Raw genomic sequence first — 14411 nt, 5'->3', positions numbered from 1 at the left:
GCAACCAGTCTATGACCCGGCCTCTCACCTGGTTTACAGCAACCATGGCCGTCAGGTAAGCCACAGCTGGATTGCCGGCGTACCACAGGTACAGGATGGCCGTCTGACCCGGATTGACGTGCCTGACCTCATGCTGCGGGTCAGCGAGTGGCATCAGCGGATTGCTGGCGCCGACCGGTCAGGATTCTGATGGCCGTTTCCTTTTCCGAATAATCAGCCAGGTCCGATACCATGAGCAGAACCAACGTAGACCAGAACGAGATCGCCAAATTCGAGGCCCTCGCCAGCCGCTGGTGGGATCCCACCAGCGAGTTCCGCCCCCTGCACGACATCAATCCCCTGCGCCTTAACTACATCGATGAGCGCACGCCACTGGCAGGCCGGCGAGTTGTGGATGTCGGATGTGGCGGCGGCCTGCTGTCAGAAGGCATGGCTCGCCGGGGCGCAAAGGTGACAGGTATTGATATGGGTGAGGCGCCCCTGGCCGTCGCACGACTCCACGGCCTGGAATCCGGTGTCGAGGTGGACTATCGCCAGACCACCGTCGAGGAGTTGGCCGCCGACCCGGACCACGACGGCCATTACGATATCGTCACCTGCCTGGAAATGCTGGAGCACGTTCCCGAACCCGCCTCGGTGATCCACGCCTGCGCCCGGTTGCTGAAGCCTGGCGGCCACCTGTATGTGTCCACCATTAACCGCAACCCGAAGTCGTTCCTTTTTGCGATCGTGGGTGCCGAGTATGTACTGCGCCTGTTGCCCAAGGGCACTCATGAGTGGAAACGGTTCATTCGTCCGTCCGAAATGTCGGATCACCTGCGCCAGGCGGGGCTGGACATTCACGATCTTACCGGTATGACCTACAACCCGCTGACCAAGGTGTACCGTCTTGCCCGGGATGTGGACGTCAACTACCTGATGCACGCTGCCAAACCGGCGGGAGAATAACCCCATGGCAAGGCCGTTACCCAAGCCGCCATCAACGGTCCTGTTCGACCTGGACGGCACGCTGATTGACACGGCGCCGGATTTTATTCGTTGCCTCAACCATTTGCGCCAGGAACACCAACTTGATCCGTTGCCCGCTGCGGGTATCCGCCCCCATGTTTCGGATGGTGCCCGGGCCATGATACGTCTGGGCTTCGGCCTTGAACCGGACGATCCGGGCTACCGGGAACGGCACGCCCGCTTCCTGGACCTGTATGAAGCCGGGATCTGCGAGGAAACCGAACTGTTTACCGGCATGGACCGGTTGCTGGCTGCCCTTGAAGATGCCGGTGTGCCCTGGGGCATCGTGACCAACAAACCGGTACGGTTTGCCGAACCCCTGTTGGCGGCGCTGGCCCTGGATGGCCGCTGCAGCGCGTTGATCTGCCCCGACCATGTCAACGACCGGAAGCCCGCCCCCGAGGGTCTGCACCTGGCCTGCGAGCGCATGGGTGCGGCGCCGGGTCGTGGTATCTACGTAGGCGACCACGTCAGGGACATCGAGGCCGGCCGCAACGCCGGCATGGTCACCGTTGCCGTTCGCTACGGTTACATTGTGCAGCCGGCCGAGGTTGATCTCTGGCAAGCCGACCATACCGTAGACACCGTCGACGAGCTGGTAAAACTGTTACAATAGCGGTCGGCGGCAGCCTGAAACATCCAGCATATCAATCAGGAGCACACTCTCTTATGGCGGACAACCCCATGCATACCTACCAGGCCCCCGAGGGTTTGCTGAAGGACCGCATCATCCTGGTCACCGGTGCCGGCGATGGCATTGGCCGTGTTGCTGCAAAGACCTACGCGGCCTATGGTGCCACGGTGATCCTGCTGGGGCGTACCATTTCCAAGCTGGAATCCGTCTACGACGAGATCGAGGCAGCCGGCCACCCCAAGCCGGCCATCGTGCCGATGAACCTGGAGGGCGCTGCGGTCAAGGACTACGAAGAGATGGCTATGACCATCGAGGACAACTTCGGCCAGCTCGATGGCCTGCTCCATAATGCCGGCATCCTGGGCACCCAAAGCCCGGTGGAACTCTACGACCCGGAAACCTGGAACAAGGTGATGCATGTGAACGCCACTGCCCCGTTCCTGCTGACCAGGGCCACCATTCCGCTGCTGCGCAAGGCAGAGGATGCCTCGGTGATCTTTACGTCTTCCGGTGTCGGGCGCAAGGCTAAGGCCTACTGGGGCGCCTATGCGGTTTCCAAGTTTGCCCTGGAAGGCCTCAGCCAGCTGCTGGCAGACGAGCTGGACGACGAGCGCCATAACATCCGCGTCAACAGCCTGAACCCGGGCGCCACGCGGACCAATATGCGGGCCCACGCCTACCCGGCAGAAAACCCCATGCACAACCCGACTCCGGAAGATCTGATGCCCAGCTACCTTTACCTGATGGGACCGGATAGCCGGGGTCTTACCGGGCAGCAGCTGAACGCCCAGGACAAGTAATGCAACTGACCTTCTTCACCACCAGCCATTGCGAACTGTGCGACCTGGCCGAACAACTGCTGGTCAATACACCGTTGCCCCACCCGATTCCGGTGGAAGCGGTGGATATCGCCACGTCGGAAGTACTGGTGGAGCGCTACGGCACCCGCATTCCTGTTCTGCGGCGGGAAGATACCGGAGCTGAACTGGGCTGGCCCTTCACCCGGGAAGACCTGCTGGACTTCCTGGGCCCGAAGGCACGCGCACCGTCATCAGGCCAACTTCACTGAGGATTTTCTGTCATGTTAATGGTTGTCTCCCCTGCCAAGAACCTGGATTACGAGAGCCCACTGGCCACCAAGAAGCACAGCCAGCCGGCCTTTCTTGACGATGCCTGCGAACTGATTGACCAGCTGAAAACCCTGGAGCCTCACCAGGTCAGTAACCTGATGGGCATCAGCGAAAAGCTCGGCCAACTTAACGCAGACCGCTTCCAGCAATGGCACACTCCGTTCACCCCGGAAAATTCCCGCCAGGCGGTACTGGCCTTCAACGGTGACGTTTACGCCGGTCTGGCGGCCCAGGAATTCAGCGAGAAGGAATTCGAGTTCGCCCAGAAGCACCTGCGCATCCTGTCCGGCCTTTATGGCGTCCTGCGCCCCCTGGACCTGATGCAGCCGTACCGGCTGGAAATGGGCACAAAATTCGAAAACAAACGGGGCAAGGACCTGTACGAGTTCTGGGGCGATACCATTACCAATGCCTTGAACGAGGAACTCAAGGCCGATGACGGTGTGTTGGTCAACCTGGCGTCCAACGAGTACTTCAAGAGCGTTCGCAAGAAAAAGCTGGACGCCCGGATCATTACCCCCCAGTTCAAGGACTGGAAGAACGGCCAGTACAAGATGATCAGCTTCTACGCCAAGAAAGCCCGTGGACTGATGTGCCGTTACGCCATTACCAATGGCATCACCCAGGCCGATGACCTCAAAGGCTTCGACCTGGCCGGCTATCGCTTCAGTGAGGAGCAGTCCTCCGGCGATAACTGGACCTTCCTGCGCGACGAGCAATAAGCCGCAATAACAACGCCGCCGTTCCGCACCAACTGAATTCTTTTTGTCACCAGCCCTCCGGGGCTGGTGTTGACTGCTTTTGTGTTTGAAAAATCTGACGGAGCCTTGCATGAATGAAGCGCTGTTTTCTGAAATTGCCCTCTACATCTGCCTTACCGGGCTGATTGGCTGGATGGGTTTTATCGTCTGGGACCTGGCGAAGAAGTCCCAGGCCGGTCGTTTTGGTACCATCGCCCTCTTTACCGTGCTGGGCGCCGGCGTGGTGGGTTTTGTGATCAAGACCGTGCTGGTTGAAGTGATGCAGATATAACCAGGCAACTCCACTACCCGCATCGCCCGCTCAACGACTGATCTGAACAACAACGCAAGGACCCGATTCCATGTGGTTTCGCAACGCCCGAGTTTTCCGCTTTACCAAACCATTTGATATCAGTGCGGAAGCGCTGGAAGAAAAACTGACCGCTGACGCTTTCAAACCCTGCGGCCCCCAGGAGACCACCCGTCACGGCTGGGTGCCGCCCCTGGGCAAGCACGGTGAGCTGCTGGTACACAGCGCCGGTGGCTACCACCTGGTGACCCTGCGCAAGGAAGAGAAAGTTCTCCCGGCTCCGGTGATCAAGGAGATGGTTGAGGAAAAAGCCGAGGCCATCGAACAGGAACAGGGACGCAAGGTGCGCAAGAAGGAGAAGGACGAGATCAAGGAGGAGGTAACGCTGGAGCTTTTGCCCAGGGCCTTCTCCCGCAATCGTCGTACCTATGCCTATCTGTCACCGGCCGATGGCGTGATGGTGGTGGACGCGGGTTCTGCGAAGCAGGCGGAAGATGTCGCCTCTGCCCTGCGCCAGAGCCTTGGCTCACTGCCGGTGCGGCCGCCGGTGCTGGAGCAGGCGCCGGCCTTTACATTCACCGGCTGGCTGGATGAGTCTATCGATTTGCCGGGCTCTATCGAGCTGGGCATGGAGTGCGAGCTGAAGGATCCCTCTGAGGACGGGGGTGTGGTTCGCTGCAAGGGTATGGATCTGAAGTCCGACGAGATCCAGAATCATCTGGCGGCGGGGATGCAGGTGACCAAGCTGTCGCTGACGTGGGATGAGAATGTGTCGTTTGTGCTGGACGAGGAATTTGGCATCCGGCGGCTGAAGTTCGGGGAGACGCTTCAGGAGAAGCTGGATGATGTGGATTCCGATGATGCGGCTGCGAAATTTGATGCTGCGTTCTCTTTGATGACTCTGGAGTTGGCCCGGTTGATTCCCGGGATGCTCGAGGCCATGGGTGGGGAGGATCGGTCGGCTATTGTTTCGGAGTAGACCTGCGAGGGGTAAGCCTGCCTGGTCTGGTGCAGGGTCGCAGGCCGGGTAGCGCGTTCCGGGACACGCCGTGAATCCATCCATGGAGGCTCTTCAAAAACGTCCCTGTTTTTGAAGGTCCCGGAACGCGCTACCCGGCCCACGCCCTTCTAACCCTGAGATAGCGCCCGACCTTCTATCTGGCCCTGTCGGTAGGCACGCTCATTGTCCGAAGCGTATGGTCGGAGGGGGGCTTTTCAGGACCTTCAAAAACAGGGACGTTTTTGAAGAGCCTACAGGGACGTATCCACGGCGTGTCCTGAAAAGCCCCCCTCCGACCGTACGCCTGCACCATACTAACCGGCGCTAATGATGTGCCTTCGCCAAGCGCTCCCGCTGCCAGTCCTTCTCCGGCTCGTTGAGCACCAGGCGCAGATCCATCACTTCTTCTTCCCGGTTGTAGTGGATATCGAAACCCAGGTGCTCCGCCAGCTGCAGCATCGGGCGGTTTTCTGGCAGTACGTTGCCGACCATCTCCATGGTGCCCCGGGCGCGACAGTAGTCGATCATCTTCTGCATCAGGGCCACCCCCAACCCCTCGCCTTTCATCTTGTCGTGGACCATGACCGCGAACTCGCAGCGCAGGTTGTCGGCGTCGGTCCAGACCCGGACAGTGCCCAGGGTTTCCTCACCTTCGCCATCTTCCCGTGGGGCGTTGGCGATGAAGACCATCTCACGGTCGTAATCGATCTGGACCATCTGGGCGACGTCTTCACGGGAGAAGTGCTTGCGGAACTGGAAGAACCGGTAGCGGATGGATTCCGGTGACTGGTGCTCGTGGAAGGCCCGGTGGGCGGGTTCGTCTTCGGCCAGTACCGGGCGGATAATGACCCGGCGGCCGGATTTGGGTAGCACGATCCATTCTTCCAGTTCCCTGGGGTACGGCTGGATGATGGGCTTGCCGGGCTCGTCGGCCAGGTCGATGGCGACGTCCACAGCCAGTACCCGTTCGTTGTCGAACATCAGTGGCGAGATTTCCAGGCCGCGAATCTCCGGCTGGTCGATAACGATCTGGGACAGGGTGATCAGTACTTCGCAGATAGCCCGGATGTCCCGTTCAGGATGGGTGCTGAACTCCTTGAGCAGGCGGTACATATAGGTGCGCCGCAGCAGTTCCCGGGCCAATACCATGTTCAGGGGTGGCAAGGCGATCTGACGATCGGTCATGACGTTGATCTGGGCGCCGGCGGCACCGCAGACCACCAGGGGTCCGAACAGTGGATCCCGGGTGATGCCGACGCTGAAGGCGATACCATCAATGTGTTTGTAGGAGCGCTGTACGGCAAACCCCAGAAAGCCGCTTTCCGGAAAGTGCTGCTGGTAGTCTTCCATTAGCTGGCGACAGGCATCGATGATGTCGTTTTCGTTGGTCAGTCCGTGCACGGTGGAGCGGTACCGCCCCTGCCCTGACTGGTACTCCATGAAAGGGTGACACGCCCGTTGGTGCATCAGGGTGACGTCCACCGGGCGACGCTCCACGGCGAAGGCTTCCAACACCTCCTCCACGTCATCGCAATAGACAGTCGGTACGGTATTGATGTGGTAGTCAGTGAGAATCTGCCGGGCCTCGTTGTTGGTGAGGTGATTGCGCCCGGAGCGTTTCACATTGACGATAATCCGGCGGGTATTGGAGTGGTCGGCAAAGTGGTCGGTGAAGCTTTCCGGGGTTTCCCCCAGCAGCCGCTGCACCCGCTGATGGTTAACGTGCTGCATGAATGCCATGACCGCTTTTTCCGGCGAGAAGAACGATGGCACACCGGCACGATAGAACTCGTCCCGGGCGTCCATGACGGTGCTCTGCCCCAGCCAGCAGGTAAAGACGTTCAGGCGCGTGCCCTTGATGGCCTGTACTACGGCGTCCGCGATCTGCAGGCTGTCTTCCGTCAGGCTTGGCGAGTACATGATCAGGACGTTGGAGACTTCCGGATCTTTCGCCAGGATGCGGATGGCCCTGGCGTAGAGTTCCGGGGAGGCGTCGTAGTTCAGGTCGATGGGGTTCTTGCGGGTCCAGTAGGGCGGCAGGATCTCTGCCAGGGCGTCCACCGACGGTTGTGAAAGGGTGGCCAGCTCGCCCCCCAGGGCCGCCAGCCGATCAACCGCCAGCACCCCCGGACCGACCCCGTTGGCCATCACCGCCAGCGATTCCCGCTTGAGAGGACGCATGCGAGTGAGGGTTTCCAGGGCATCGAACATCTGACCGAGGCCATCCACCCGCAGGACACCGGCCCGCTGAAGCATGGCATCGTAGACGGGATCACTGCGATTGAGACCGGCCGGTAGTTCATGGCGGAACCACTCGGACTCAGGAACCCGGCCACTTTTAACCGCAATAACCGGCTTGGTGCGCGCAGCTACCCGCACAGCGGACATGAACCGGCGGGGATTGGGGATATTCTCGATATGCAGCAGGATAGCGCGGGTCTGGGAGTCCTGGGCCAGGTAATCGATGAGGTCATCGTGGTCGATGTCCATGGAGTCCCCGAGGGTCAGGAAGTAGGAGAACCCGACTCCCCGGGCAAATGCCCAGTCGATGACCCCGCTGGCCACACTGCCGGACTGGCCGACAAAAGCCACCTTGCCCGGCAGTGCCCCCATATGGGCATAGGTTGCGTTAAGGCTCCGTGCCGGAACCATCACCCCGATAGTGTTCGGGCCGAGCACCCGTATGCCCGTCTCCCGGGCAGCTTCCCCCACGGAATACATCAAGGGCTGCCCTGTCTTGGAGTGGGCGCGGGACATGCCGCCGGTCATCACCATGGCGGTGCGAACCCCGGCCTTGCCCAGTCGCCTTATGACCTTGGGCACCGTATCCGGCGGCGTGCAGACGATGGCCAGCTCCGGACTGAATTCCATCTGTGAGACCCGCGAAACGCAGGGCACGCCATGGACCGACTCATAGGAACTCTGGTTGATCACCAGCATCCGGCCCGGATAGCCTCCGCCCAGAAGGTTCCGTAAAACCATACCCCCCAGGTTGTCCGCACGCTCGGAGGCGCCCACCACCACGATGGATGAGGGGTTGAACAGGCTTTCCAGATATCGGGTGCCCAAAATGCAGTCTCCTTTTACATTAACGCCACGGGGTAGCCTCTATCTTAGGCGCTGCGCCCTTGATGTAAAACGAAATCCGCTCCGGTGCTGACTACGACCAAAGAAACGCAGCGAAGGGCCTGGATCCCTGTTACCATGAACCTATCCATTTACGCCCCGGGGGCTTGTCAGGAACATAACAAGACCATGACAACAGCGTTTTTCTCCCACGACGACTGCGGCAAACACAACATGGGCGCGGAGCACCCGGAATCACCGGAGCGCCTGAGCCGGATCATCAGTTATATCGAAGATACCGGCCTTGACCAGGAACTCGACTGGGTGCGGCCCGACGAGGCCACCCGTGACCAGCTGCTGATGGTGCACCCTGAAAAGTACCTGCATCAGCTGGACCTGATGCAACCCACCAAGGGTCGAGTGTTTACCGACCCGGACACCGCGCTGATGCCGAACACCCTGCGGGCGGCCCGGCTTGCCGCCGGCGCGAATATCGAAGCGGTGGACATGGTGCTCAGTAGCCAGGTGACCAACGCCTTTATCTGCGCCAGGCCCCCGGGGCACCATGCCGAGCGGGCCAGGTCCATGGGGTTCTGTTTCTATAACAATATCGCCCTGGCGGCCATGCGCGCACTTACGTTCCACCACCTGGAGCGGGTTGCCATCATCGATTTCGACGTGCACCAGGGCAATGGCACCGTGGATATCGTGCAGGGGGATGAGCGAATCCTGATGTGCTCCAGCTTCCAGCATCCTTTCTACCCCCACTCCCACGTCTACCGGCTACCGGAAAACATCGTCAATGTGCCCGTGCCCGGTGGCTGCCAGGGACCAGAGTACCGCAAGCTGGTGGAAGCCGGCTGGCGAAAACGGCTGGAGGAGTTCAAGCCACAGCTGGTCCTGATTTCGGCGGGTTTCGACGGCCACCGGCTGGATCCCATGGCTGAGATGAACCTGGAAACCGACGATTATCTGTGGCTGACCCAGATGTTGACGGAGGTTGCGAACGAATACGCCAACGACAGGATCGTGTCGACGCTGGAAGGGGGCTACCACCTGCGTGCCCTGGCAGAAAGCGTCGGCGCCCATGTGGGCGAGCTGGTGCGGGCGGGGCGCTAACACCCCGCCGCTACCGGCGGCAGTACAGATCAGCCGTTATAGGCGCCCGCACCCCGGTCTGCCCGGCGGATCTCCTTGTTATCCCCTTCTCGCTCCAGGCGAATCGTCGTGCGACGATTGTCCGCTGCCCTGCCCGACACCGGGAACTGGTCCGCGTGGGATCGTACAATGATCATCGACTCCGGCACGCCAGCCTTAATCAGATAGTCCGCCACCACCTGCGCCCGCTGTTCCGACAGAGCCCGGTTCTGGATGCGGCTGCCGATGCTGTCGGAATGCCCGTCAACCAGCAACCGCTCCACGGTCTGATCGGCCGACACGTAGGTGGCGATATTGTCCAGCATACGTCTGTCGCCGTCCGACAATGCGGTACTCCCGGAAGCAAAGGGCACCCGTGAGCGCTGGATCTGCTCGAAATTGACCGGCAGCAGGCCACTTACACAGCGCCGATAGTCTTCAAACGGCGTGCGGAAGTTGATATTGGACAGCCGTACCCGCACCGGATCACTGTCATGCCGGGCCTGGCGGGTAACAGTGGGCGCCATGCCGGAGAGCAGCCCCTCAACCATGGCCATGGCCTCGCGCTGCCCCACCTCAACGGTCTTGCGGCTGTCGCTCACGTCCACATGACCCAGCCGCCGGGTCGCTTCCCCGGGGCGCCATGTGGGCGCTTCCACAACCAGCAGACCCCGCCCTGGGCGCATCAGGGGCAGGTCCGACTCCAGGTAGAACGTCAGTTGCTCGCCGGCCTTGTGGCTGAATACGGCACGTCCATAACCCGGCACCTCGTGGCTGAGGGTGCAGCTGAAGACGGAGTCGGACAGGTACCAGTCACTGTTTTCGATACCGGCGCCAAAATTGCGGGCGTCAGCAGCGCTGGCCCACAGCAGTCCACCACCGACCATCAGTGCCAGTATCGACCGCCGGAAATGCCTGCCCGTTGATATCGATCGCAGGGCTTGCCCTGCCCGCTGCTGTGTCGCCATAACCGTTTCCGGATGTCCGATTGAAAGTACCTAGAAAGGTTGTCGGCCGGCCGGGCAGATTCTTTAGGCCGGGAGTCTGGTATACTCGCGGCGTTTTTACGAGCCAGGAGTCGCTGCCACCATGACTGATCAGATCACCCTTACCCGCCCTGATGACTGGCACCTGCATGTGCGGGATGGCGATGTACTGGCGGATGTGGTGCCGGCAACGGCCCGGCGTTTTGGCCGTGCCATTATCATGCCCAACCTGGTGCCACCGGTAACCACCGCCAGCCATGCGGCTGAATACAGGGAACGGATCCTTGCCGCCCGGGGTGAGCACACCGGGTTCAGCCCCCTGATGACCCTGTACCTCACCGGAACAACCACCCCCGCCGACATCCGGGAGGCAAAACAGGCCGGCATTCCCGCTGCCAAGCTTTATCCGGCAGGAGCGACCACCAACTCCGCCTCAGGGGTTCGGGATATCAGCGAGATCGACGACGCGCTGGCGGCCATGGCCGAGTGCGGCATGCTCCTGCTGGTCCATGGCGAAGTCACCCACGATGAGGTGGATATCTTCGATCGGGAGAAACAGTTCATTGACCAGGTGCTTGCCCCGGTCATGGAGAAACACCGGAACCTGCGGGTGGTCATGGAACACATCACCACACGGGACGCCGCCACCTTCGTAAAGGAACACAGTGAAGACCGGCTGGCTGCCACCATCACCCCCCAGCACCTTATGTACAACCGCAACCATATGCTGGTTGGGGGCATCCGGCCCCACCTGTACTGCCTGCCGGTCCTGAAGCGGAACCTGCATCAGCAGGCCCTGCAGGACGCTGTGATCAGCGGTAATCGTCGTTTCTTCCTTGGCACCGACTCGGCACCCCACGCCCAGGACCGCAAGGAAACCGCATGCGGCTGTGCCGGCTGTTATTCCGCCTTTGCCGCCATTGAGCTGTATGCGGAAATATTTGAAGACCTGGGCATTCTCGACAAGCTGGAAGCTTTCGCCAGTTTCAACGGCGCCGATTTTTACGGCCTGCCGCGCAACACTGATACCATCACGCTGATCCGGGAGCCCTGGACGGTACCGGATTCACTGCCCCTGGCAGACGGCCGGATCGTGCCCCTGAAAGCCGGTGAAACCCTGCGCTGGCGCCTGGCCTGAGCACTCCATCAAATCTTTTCCGACCAGGAGACCTTGTGACTGAAGAAACCAGGACACCCCACCCCATGGCCCGACGCTTTCGGGGCTTTCTGCCGGTTGTGGTGGACGTGGAAACCGGGGGGTTCAATCCGCGTACCGATGCCCTGCTGGAAGTGGCCGCAGTGCTGGTCACTATGGATGAAGAGGGCTGGCTGCACCGGGGTGAGACCATCGCCCGGCATGTGCACCCGTTCGAGGGCGCCAACCTGGAGCAATCCGCCCTGGACTTCACTGGCATCGACCCCTGGGCAGAAGACCGCGGAGCTGTCCACGAGAAAGAGGCCCTGCGAGAGGTGTTCCTGCCCATCCGCAAGGCGGTGAAGGCCTATGGCTGCAAGCGGGCCGTGCTGGTGGGCCACAATGCCACCTTTGACCATAATTTTGTGTTCGCAGCAGCGGAGCGGGCCGACATCAAGCGCAACCCCTTCCACCCCTTCTCTACCTTTGACACCGCTACCCTGGCAGGCCTGGCGTACGGCCACACGGTGCTGGCAGAAGCCTGCAAGAGGGCGGGAATAGAGTTCAGCAACCGTGAGGCCCACTCCGCCGCCTATGACGCGGAAAAAACCGCTGATCTGTTCTGTGGCATCGTTAACCGCTGGAAGGCTCTGGGTGGCTTTCCGTTACCGGAACCCGCCAGCCAGCAAGCGAACGGCACCGCCAACGCCTGAGCCTCAGACGGCTTCCGCTGTTTACCAGTGAATACCCCGCATCAGTGCGGCAAAGGCTACCTGCTCCGATGTCACCTTCGCCTGCTCACCCTTGCGTCCCGAGGCGGCCGGCGAGTCCGGGAACATGCGATAACCGGTGTTCATCACGATCTCGCCGAGCTTCGGGGCCACGGCGTGAGTCACCTGGGCAAAGACTCCCAGGCGGGTCGCGATGCGCTTTGGCCGATGGATAATAGCTTCGGCAACCATATCGGCCGCCTCATCCGGTGTCAGGGTGGGTACCGAATCATAGATCTTCGTGGGCGCGATCATGGGCGTTTTCACCAGCGGCATGTTGATGGTGGTAAACGTGACATTGCGGTCGGACCACTCTGCCGCGGCGCACCGACTGAAGGCATCCAGGGCGGACTTTGAGGCTACGTAGGCGGAGAAACGGGGCGCGTTGGTCAGTACGCCAATGGACGAGATATTCACCACATGGCCCCGCTTGCGCTTCAGCATTTCGGGTGCGAACCCCATTATCAGCCGCACAGCGCCGAAGTAGTTAAGCTGCATGGTGCGCTCGAAGTCGTGGAAGCGATCAAAGGAATGGGACAGTGACCGGCGGATGGATCGACCGGCGTTGTTTACCAGTACATCCACACCGCCATGGTTGGCCAGAACGTCCGCCACGAACCGTTCACAGGCTTCCATATCAGCAAAGTCACACTGGTAGGCATGGACCTCCGCACCCCGCTCCCGCAGTGCCTCAGCCACCTCCTTCAGCCTTTCCGGCTTTCGCGCCCCGATCACCAGTATGGCACCAGCGTCCGCCAGCTTTTCCGCTGTAGACAGGCCAATGCCGGAGGTTGCGCCGGTTACCACACAGACCTTGCCTTCCACGGCACCACGCAGGCTGCGGTCCCGAAAAAGGTCCGGATCCAGGTGCCGTTCCCAGTAGTCCCAGATAACCGGGGCATAGTCCGGCAGTCGGGGCACCTCGATACCACTCCCCCTGAGAGCCCGCTCGGTTTCCCGGTTGTCGAACCGGGTCGGATAGTTGATAAACGAGAGCACAGACTCGGGAATGCCCAGGTCATCGAGCACCGCCGAGGTCAGACGCTTCACCGGGGGCAGGCCTTTCAGTGACTGACGAATAAACGGCGGCACGAACCCGAACAGACGCGAGTCCACCCGCATGGCCATCCGGGGTGCATGGCCGGCCTCGCAGAAAATGTTGAGAATTTCCCCCACCTTGTAAGGGTCCGGATCAACCAGATGAAAACACTGGCCATCTTCGCCCTCCTTATGGGCCAGGTAATCCAGGGCATCTGTGACATAATCCACCGGAACGATATTGAGACGGCCGCCTTCCACACCGATGGTGGGCACCCATTGTGGCAGGGCGTGGCGCACCTTCTGGATCATCTTGAAGAAATAGTAGGGGCCATCCACCTTGTCCATTTCACCGGTACGGGAGTGGCCGATGACCATACCGGGGCGATAGACCCGAAACGGAATCTGGCATTCATGACGCACCACAGCCTCGGCGTCATGTTTGCTCTTCAGATAAGGGTGATCCAGGTTCGTCGCCTCATCAAACATGTCCTCCCGGAAGGTGCCCTTGAACAGGCCTGCAGCGGCAATAGAGGACACGTGGTGGAAGCAACCGGCCTTGAGGCCTTGCGCCGCCTCCAGTGCGTGGCGGGTACCGTCCACGTTGGCCTGCTGCTGGGCTTCGGCGTCGGATGCCATGTCATACACCGCTGCCAGGTGAAAAAAGTGGTCTACCTTGGCCGCCAGGGCCTTGCGGGTACGGGCGTCAATCCCCAGACCCGGCTTTGACAGGTCCCCCACCACCGGGTGAACCCGTTCAGCACCGTCGCCCCAGCGCTCACGCAGTGCCTCCAGCTTGCCGAGGGACTCCTGCCGCACCAGCACATGGACCTTACCGCCCCGGGCCAGCAGCCGGGCCACCAGAAAGCGGCCAATAAAACCGGTAGCTCCCGTCAGAAAATAGTTCATGATCATCCTGCCCTGCGTTGTTGTAATGATTGCGTTCCTCAACCTTACTCTATGCCAACATCCGGCATCGCGAAACGCGAACACACCAAAGATTTGACCTGTCTCAGTACTCCCGCACAATGCAACCGGGGGAACCAGGTGCGATAATCCCGGTCCCATAAACGCCGGATCCCTCCGGAAAGTCATTCAGCCAGGAGAACCACGAATGTCCAGCCAGGACAACGCTGATCGCTACATTTCCATTGCGCGCGCCTGCCTCAGGGCAATCAACGACACCGCCACTGAGAGCGGCAGCCGGGAAGACAAGATCCAGGCCGTCTACCAGGCCATCGATGATGCTTTCCAGGCCGAGTTCGCCGAGCAGCGCCAGGCCGTTGCGGTAATGGCCTCGGTACTGGAGCGTATTGCCTCAGGCAAACTCAGTGCTGATGAAGCCGCCACCCTCTCCAGAATCACCCTGGACCAGCATCCTAATACAAGCGACCAGGGTCAGATGCACTGATCAGGTACCATCGCCACTCCCGTTTAAACCGGTAAAGGAACCAATG

Annotated in this window: 14 protein-coding genes and 1 pseudogene; 12 read left to right on the top strand and 3 right to left on the bottom strand. The window is 60.8% G+C overall.

Translation table 11 applies throughout. From position 1 onward, the window contains the following. The 8 genes and pseudogenes from ACESMZ_RS15020 to rdgC form a co-directional block, all read left to right on the top strand. Window positions 1-190, top strand: a pseudogene (locus ACESMZ_RS15020) (TRZ/ATZ family hydrolase); the annotation flags it as partial. Between the two features lie 41 nt (window positions 191-231). After that, the gene (gene ubiG / locus ACESMZ_RS15015; RefSeq protein WP_372958267.1) at window positions 232-948 is read left to right on the top strand and encodes a bifunctional 2-polyprenyl-6-hydroxyphenol methylase/3-demethylubiquinol 3-O-methyltransferase UbiG; all 717 of its coding nucleotides are present in this window, start codon (window positions 232-234) and stop codon (window positions 946-948) included. Window positions 949-952: 4 nt separating this feature from the next. Beyond that, window positions 953-1624 carry an HAD family hydrolase gene (locus tag ACESMZ_RS15010; protein ID WP_372958268.1) on the top strand — a complete coding sequence of 224 codons (672 nt, stop codon included), beginning with the start codon at window positions 953-955 and terminating at the stop codon, window positions 1622-1624. Between the two features lie 68 nt (window positions 1625-1692). Beyond that, window positions 1693-2442: a YciK family oxidoreductase gene (locus ACESMZ_RS15005; RefSeq protein WP_372972878.1), complete on the top strand. Its 750-nt coding sequence runs from the start codon at window positions 1693-1695 to the stop codon at window positions 2440-2442. Continuing rightward, a complete protein-coding gene (locus tag ACESMZ_RS15000; protein WP_372958269.1) occupies window positions 2442-2711 on the top strand; it encodes a glutaredoxin family protein in 270 nt (89 codons plus the stop codon). Before ACESMZ_RS15005 ends, ACESMZ_RS15000 begins: the two co-directional genes overlap by 1 nt. A gap of 12 nt (window positions 2712-2723) precedes the next feature. Beyond that, window positions 2724-3494, top strand: coding sequence for a peroxide stress protein YaaA (gene yaaA, locus ACESMZ_RS14995; protein WP_372958270.1), 771 nt, complete (start codon window positions 2724-2726; stop codon window positions 3492-3494). Window positions 3495-3603: 109 nt separating this feature from the next. Continuing rightward, window positions 3604-3804: a DUF2788 domain-containing protein gene (locus ACESMZ_RS14990; RefSeq protein WP_372958271.1), complete on the top strand. Its 201-nt coding sequence runs from the start codon at window positions 3604-3606 to the stop codon at window positions 3802-3804. Between the two features lie 70 nt (window positions 3805-3874). After that, entirely contained in the window at window positions 3875-4801 is a 927-nt protein-coding gene (gene rdgC, locus ACESMZ_RS14985) for a recombination-associated protein RdgC (protein ID WP_372972875.1), read from the top strand. A gap of 345 nt (window positions 4802-5146) precedes the next feature. Here the strand turns inward: rdgC and ACESMZ_RS14980 are convergent, their stop codons facing one another. After that, window positions 5147-7891 (bottom strand): GNAT family N-acetyltransferase, encoded by a 2745-nt coding sequence (locus ACESMZ_RS14980; protein ID WP_372958273.1) that lies wholly within the window; start codon window positions 7889-7891, stop codon window positions 5147-5149. 186 nt (window positions 7892-8077) lie between these two features. Between ACESMZ_RS14980 and ACESMZ_RS14975 the strand changes: the two genes are divergently transcribed. Further along, window positions 8078-9007 carry a histone deacetylase family protein gene (locus tag ACESMZ_RS14975; protein WP_372972874.1) on the top strand — a complete coding sequence of 310 codons (930 nt, stop codon included), beginning with the start codon at window positions 8078-8080 and terminating at the stop codon, window positions 9005-9007. Between the two features lie 29 nt (window positions 9008-9036). On the opposite strand, the gene ACESMZ_RS14970 is transcribed toward ACESMZ_RS14975, so the two are convergent. Then, window positions 9037-9993 carry a flagellar protein MotY gene (locus ACESMZ_RS14970; RefSeq protein WP_372972873.1) on the bottom strand — a complete coding sequence of 319 codons (957 nt, stop codon included), beginning with the start codon at window positions 9991-9993 and terminating at the stop codon, window positions 9037-9039. A gap of 121 nt (window positions 9994-10114) precedes the next feature. Between ACESMZ_RS14970 and pyrC the strand changes: the two genes are divergently transcribed. After that, window positions 10115-11149: a dihydroorotase gene (pyrC, locus tag ACESMZ_RS14965; RefSeq protein WP_372972872.1), complete on the top strand. Its 1035-nt coding sequence runs from the start codon at window positions 10115-10117 to the stop codon at window positions 11147-11149. Window positions 11150-11214: 65 nt separating this feature from the next. Beyond that, on the top strand, window positions 11215-11859 hold the full coding sequence (gene rnt / locus ACESMZ_RS14960) for a ribonuclease T (RefSeq protein WP_372972877.1): 645 nt from the start codon (window positions 11215-11217) through the stop codon (window positions 11857-11859). A gap of 21 nt (window positions 11860-11880) precedes the next feature. On the opposite strand, the gene ACESMZ_RS14955 is transcribed toward rnt, so the two are convergent. Continuing rightward, the gene (locus ACESMZ_RS14955) at window positions 11881-13863 is read right to left on the bottom strand and encodes an SDR family oxidoreductase (protein WP_372972871.1); all 1983 of its coding nucleotides are present in this window, start codon (window positions 13861-13863) and stop codon (window positions 11881-11883) included. A gap of 205 nt (window positions 13864-14068) precedes the next feature. On the opposite strand from ACESMZ_RS14955, the gene ACESMZ_RS14950 reads away from it, so the two are divergent. Beyond that, window positions 14069-14365, top strand: coding sequence for a hypothetical protein (locus tag ACESMZ_RS14950; RefSeq protein ID WP_372958278.1), 297 nt, complete (start codon window positions 14069-14071; stop codon window positions 14363-14365). Window positions 14366-14411 lie beyond the last annotated feature (46 nt).

This window comes from Marinobacter sp. (assembly GCF_041690615.1).
In the GTDB taxonomy this organism is placed as follows: domain Bacteria; phylum Pseudomonadota; class Gammaproteobacteria; order Pseudomonadales; family Oleiphilaceae; genus Marinobacter.
Note: the sequence above shows the minus strand (reverse complement) of the source record. Positions and strands in the feature narration are given on the sequence as shown.

Excerpts from the sequence above, each read along its gene's own strand:
- ubiG (WP_372958267.1), top strand. The coding sequence starts at position 232 with ATGAGCAGAACCAACGTAGACCAGAACGAGATCGCCAAATTCGAGGCC.
- ACESMZ_RS14955 (WP_372972871.1), bottom strand. The coding sequence starts at position 13,863 with ATGAACTATTTTCTGACGGGAGCTACCGGTTTTATTGGCCGCTTTCTG.
- ACESMZ_RS14990 (WP_372958271.1), top strand. The coding sequence starts at position 3,604 with ATGAATGAAGCGCTGTTTTCTGAAATTGCCCTCTACATCTGCCTTACC.
- pyrC (WP_372972872.1), top strand. The coding sequence starts at position 10,115 with ATGACTGATCAGATCACCCTTACCCGCCCTGATGACTGGCACCTGCAT.
- ACESMZ_RS15005 (WP_372972878.1), top strand. The coding sequence starts at position 1,693 with ATGCATACCTACCAGGCCCCCGAGGGTTTGCTGAAGGACCGCATCATC.
- yaaA (WP_372958270.1), top strand. The coding sequence starts at position 2,724 with ATGTTAATGGTTGTCTCCCCTGCCAAGAACCTGGATTACGAGAGCCCA.
- ACESMZ_RS15010 (WP_372958268.1), top strand. The coding sequence starts at position 953 with ATGGCAAGGCCGTTACCCAAGCCGCCATCAACGGTCCTGTTCGACCTG.
- ACESMZ_RS14970 (WP_372972873.1), bottom strand. The coding sequence starts at position 9,993 with ATGGCGACACAGCAGCGGGCAGGGCAAGCCCTGCGATCGATATCAACG.
- rnt (WP_372972877.1), top strand. The coding sequence starts at position 11,215 with ATGGCCCGACGCTTTCGGGGCTTTCTGCCGGTTGTGGTGGACGTGGAA.
- ACESMZ_RS15000 (WP_372958269.1), top strand. The coding sequence starts at position 2,442 with ATGCAACTGACCTTCTTCACCACCAGCCATTGCGAACTGTGCGACCTG.
- ACESMZ_RS14975 (WP_372972874.1), top strand. The coding sequence starts at position 8,078 with ATGACAACAGCGTTTTTCTCCCACGACGACTGCGGCAAACACAACATG.
- rdgC (WP_372972875.1), top strand. The coding sequence starts at position 3,875 with ATGTGGTTTCGCAACGCCCGAGTTTTCCGCTTTACCAAACCATTTGAT.
- ACESMZ_RS14950 (WP_372958278.1), top strand. The coding sequence starts at position 14,069 with ATGTCCAGCCAGGACAACGCTGATCGCTACATTTCCATTGCGCGCGCC.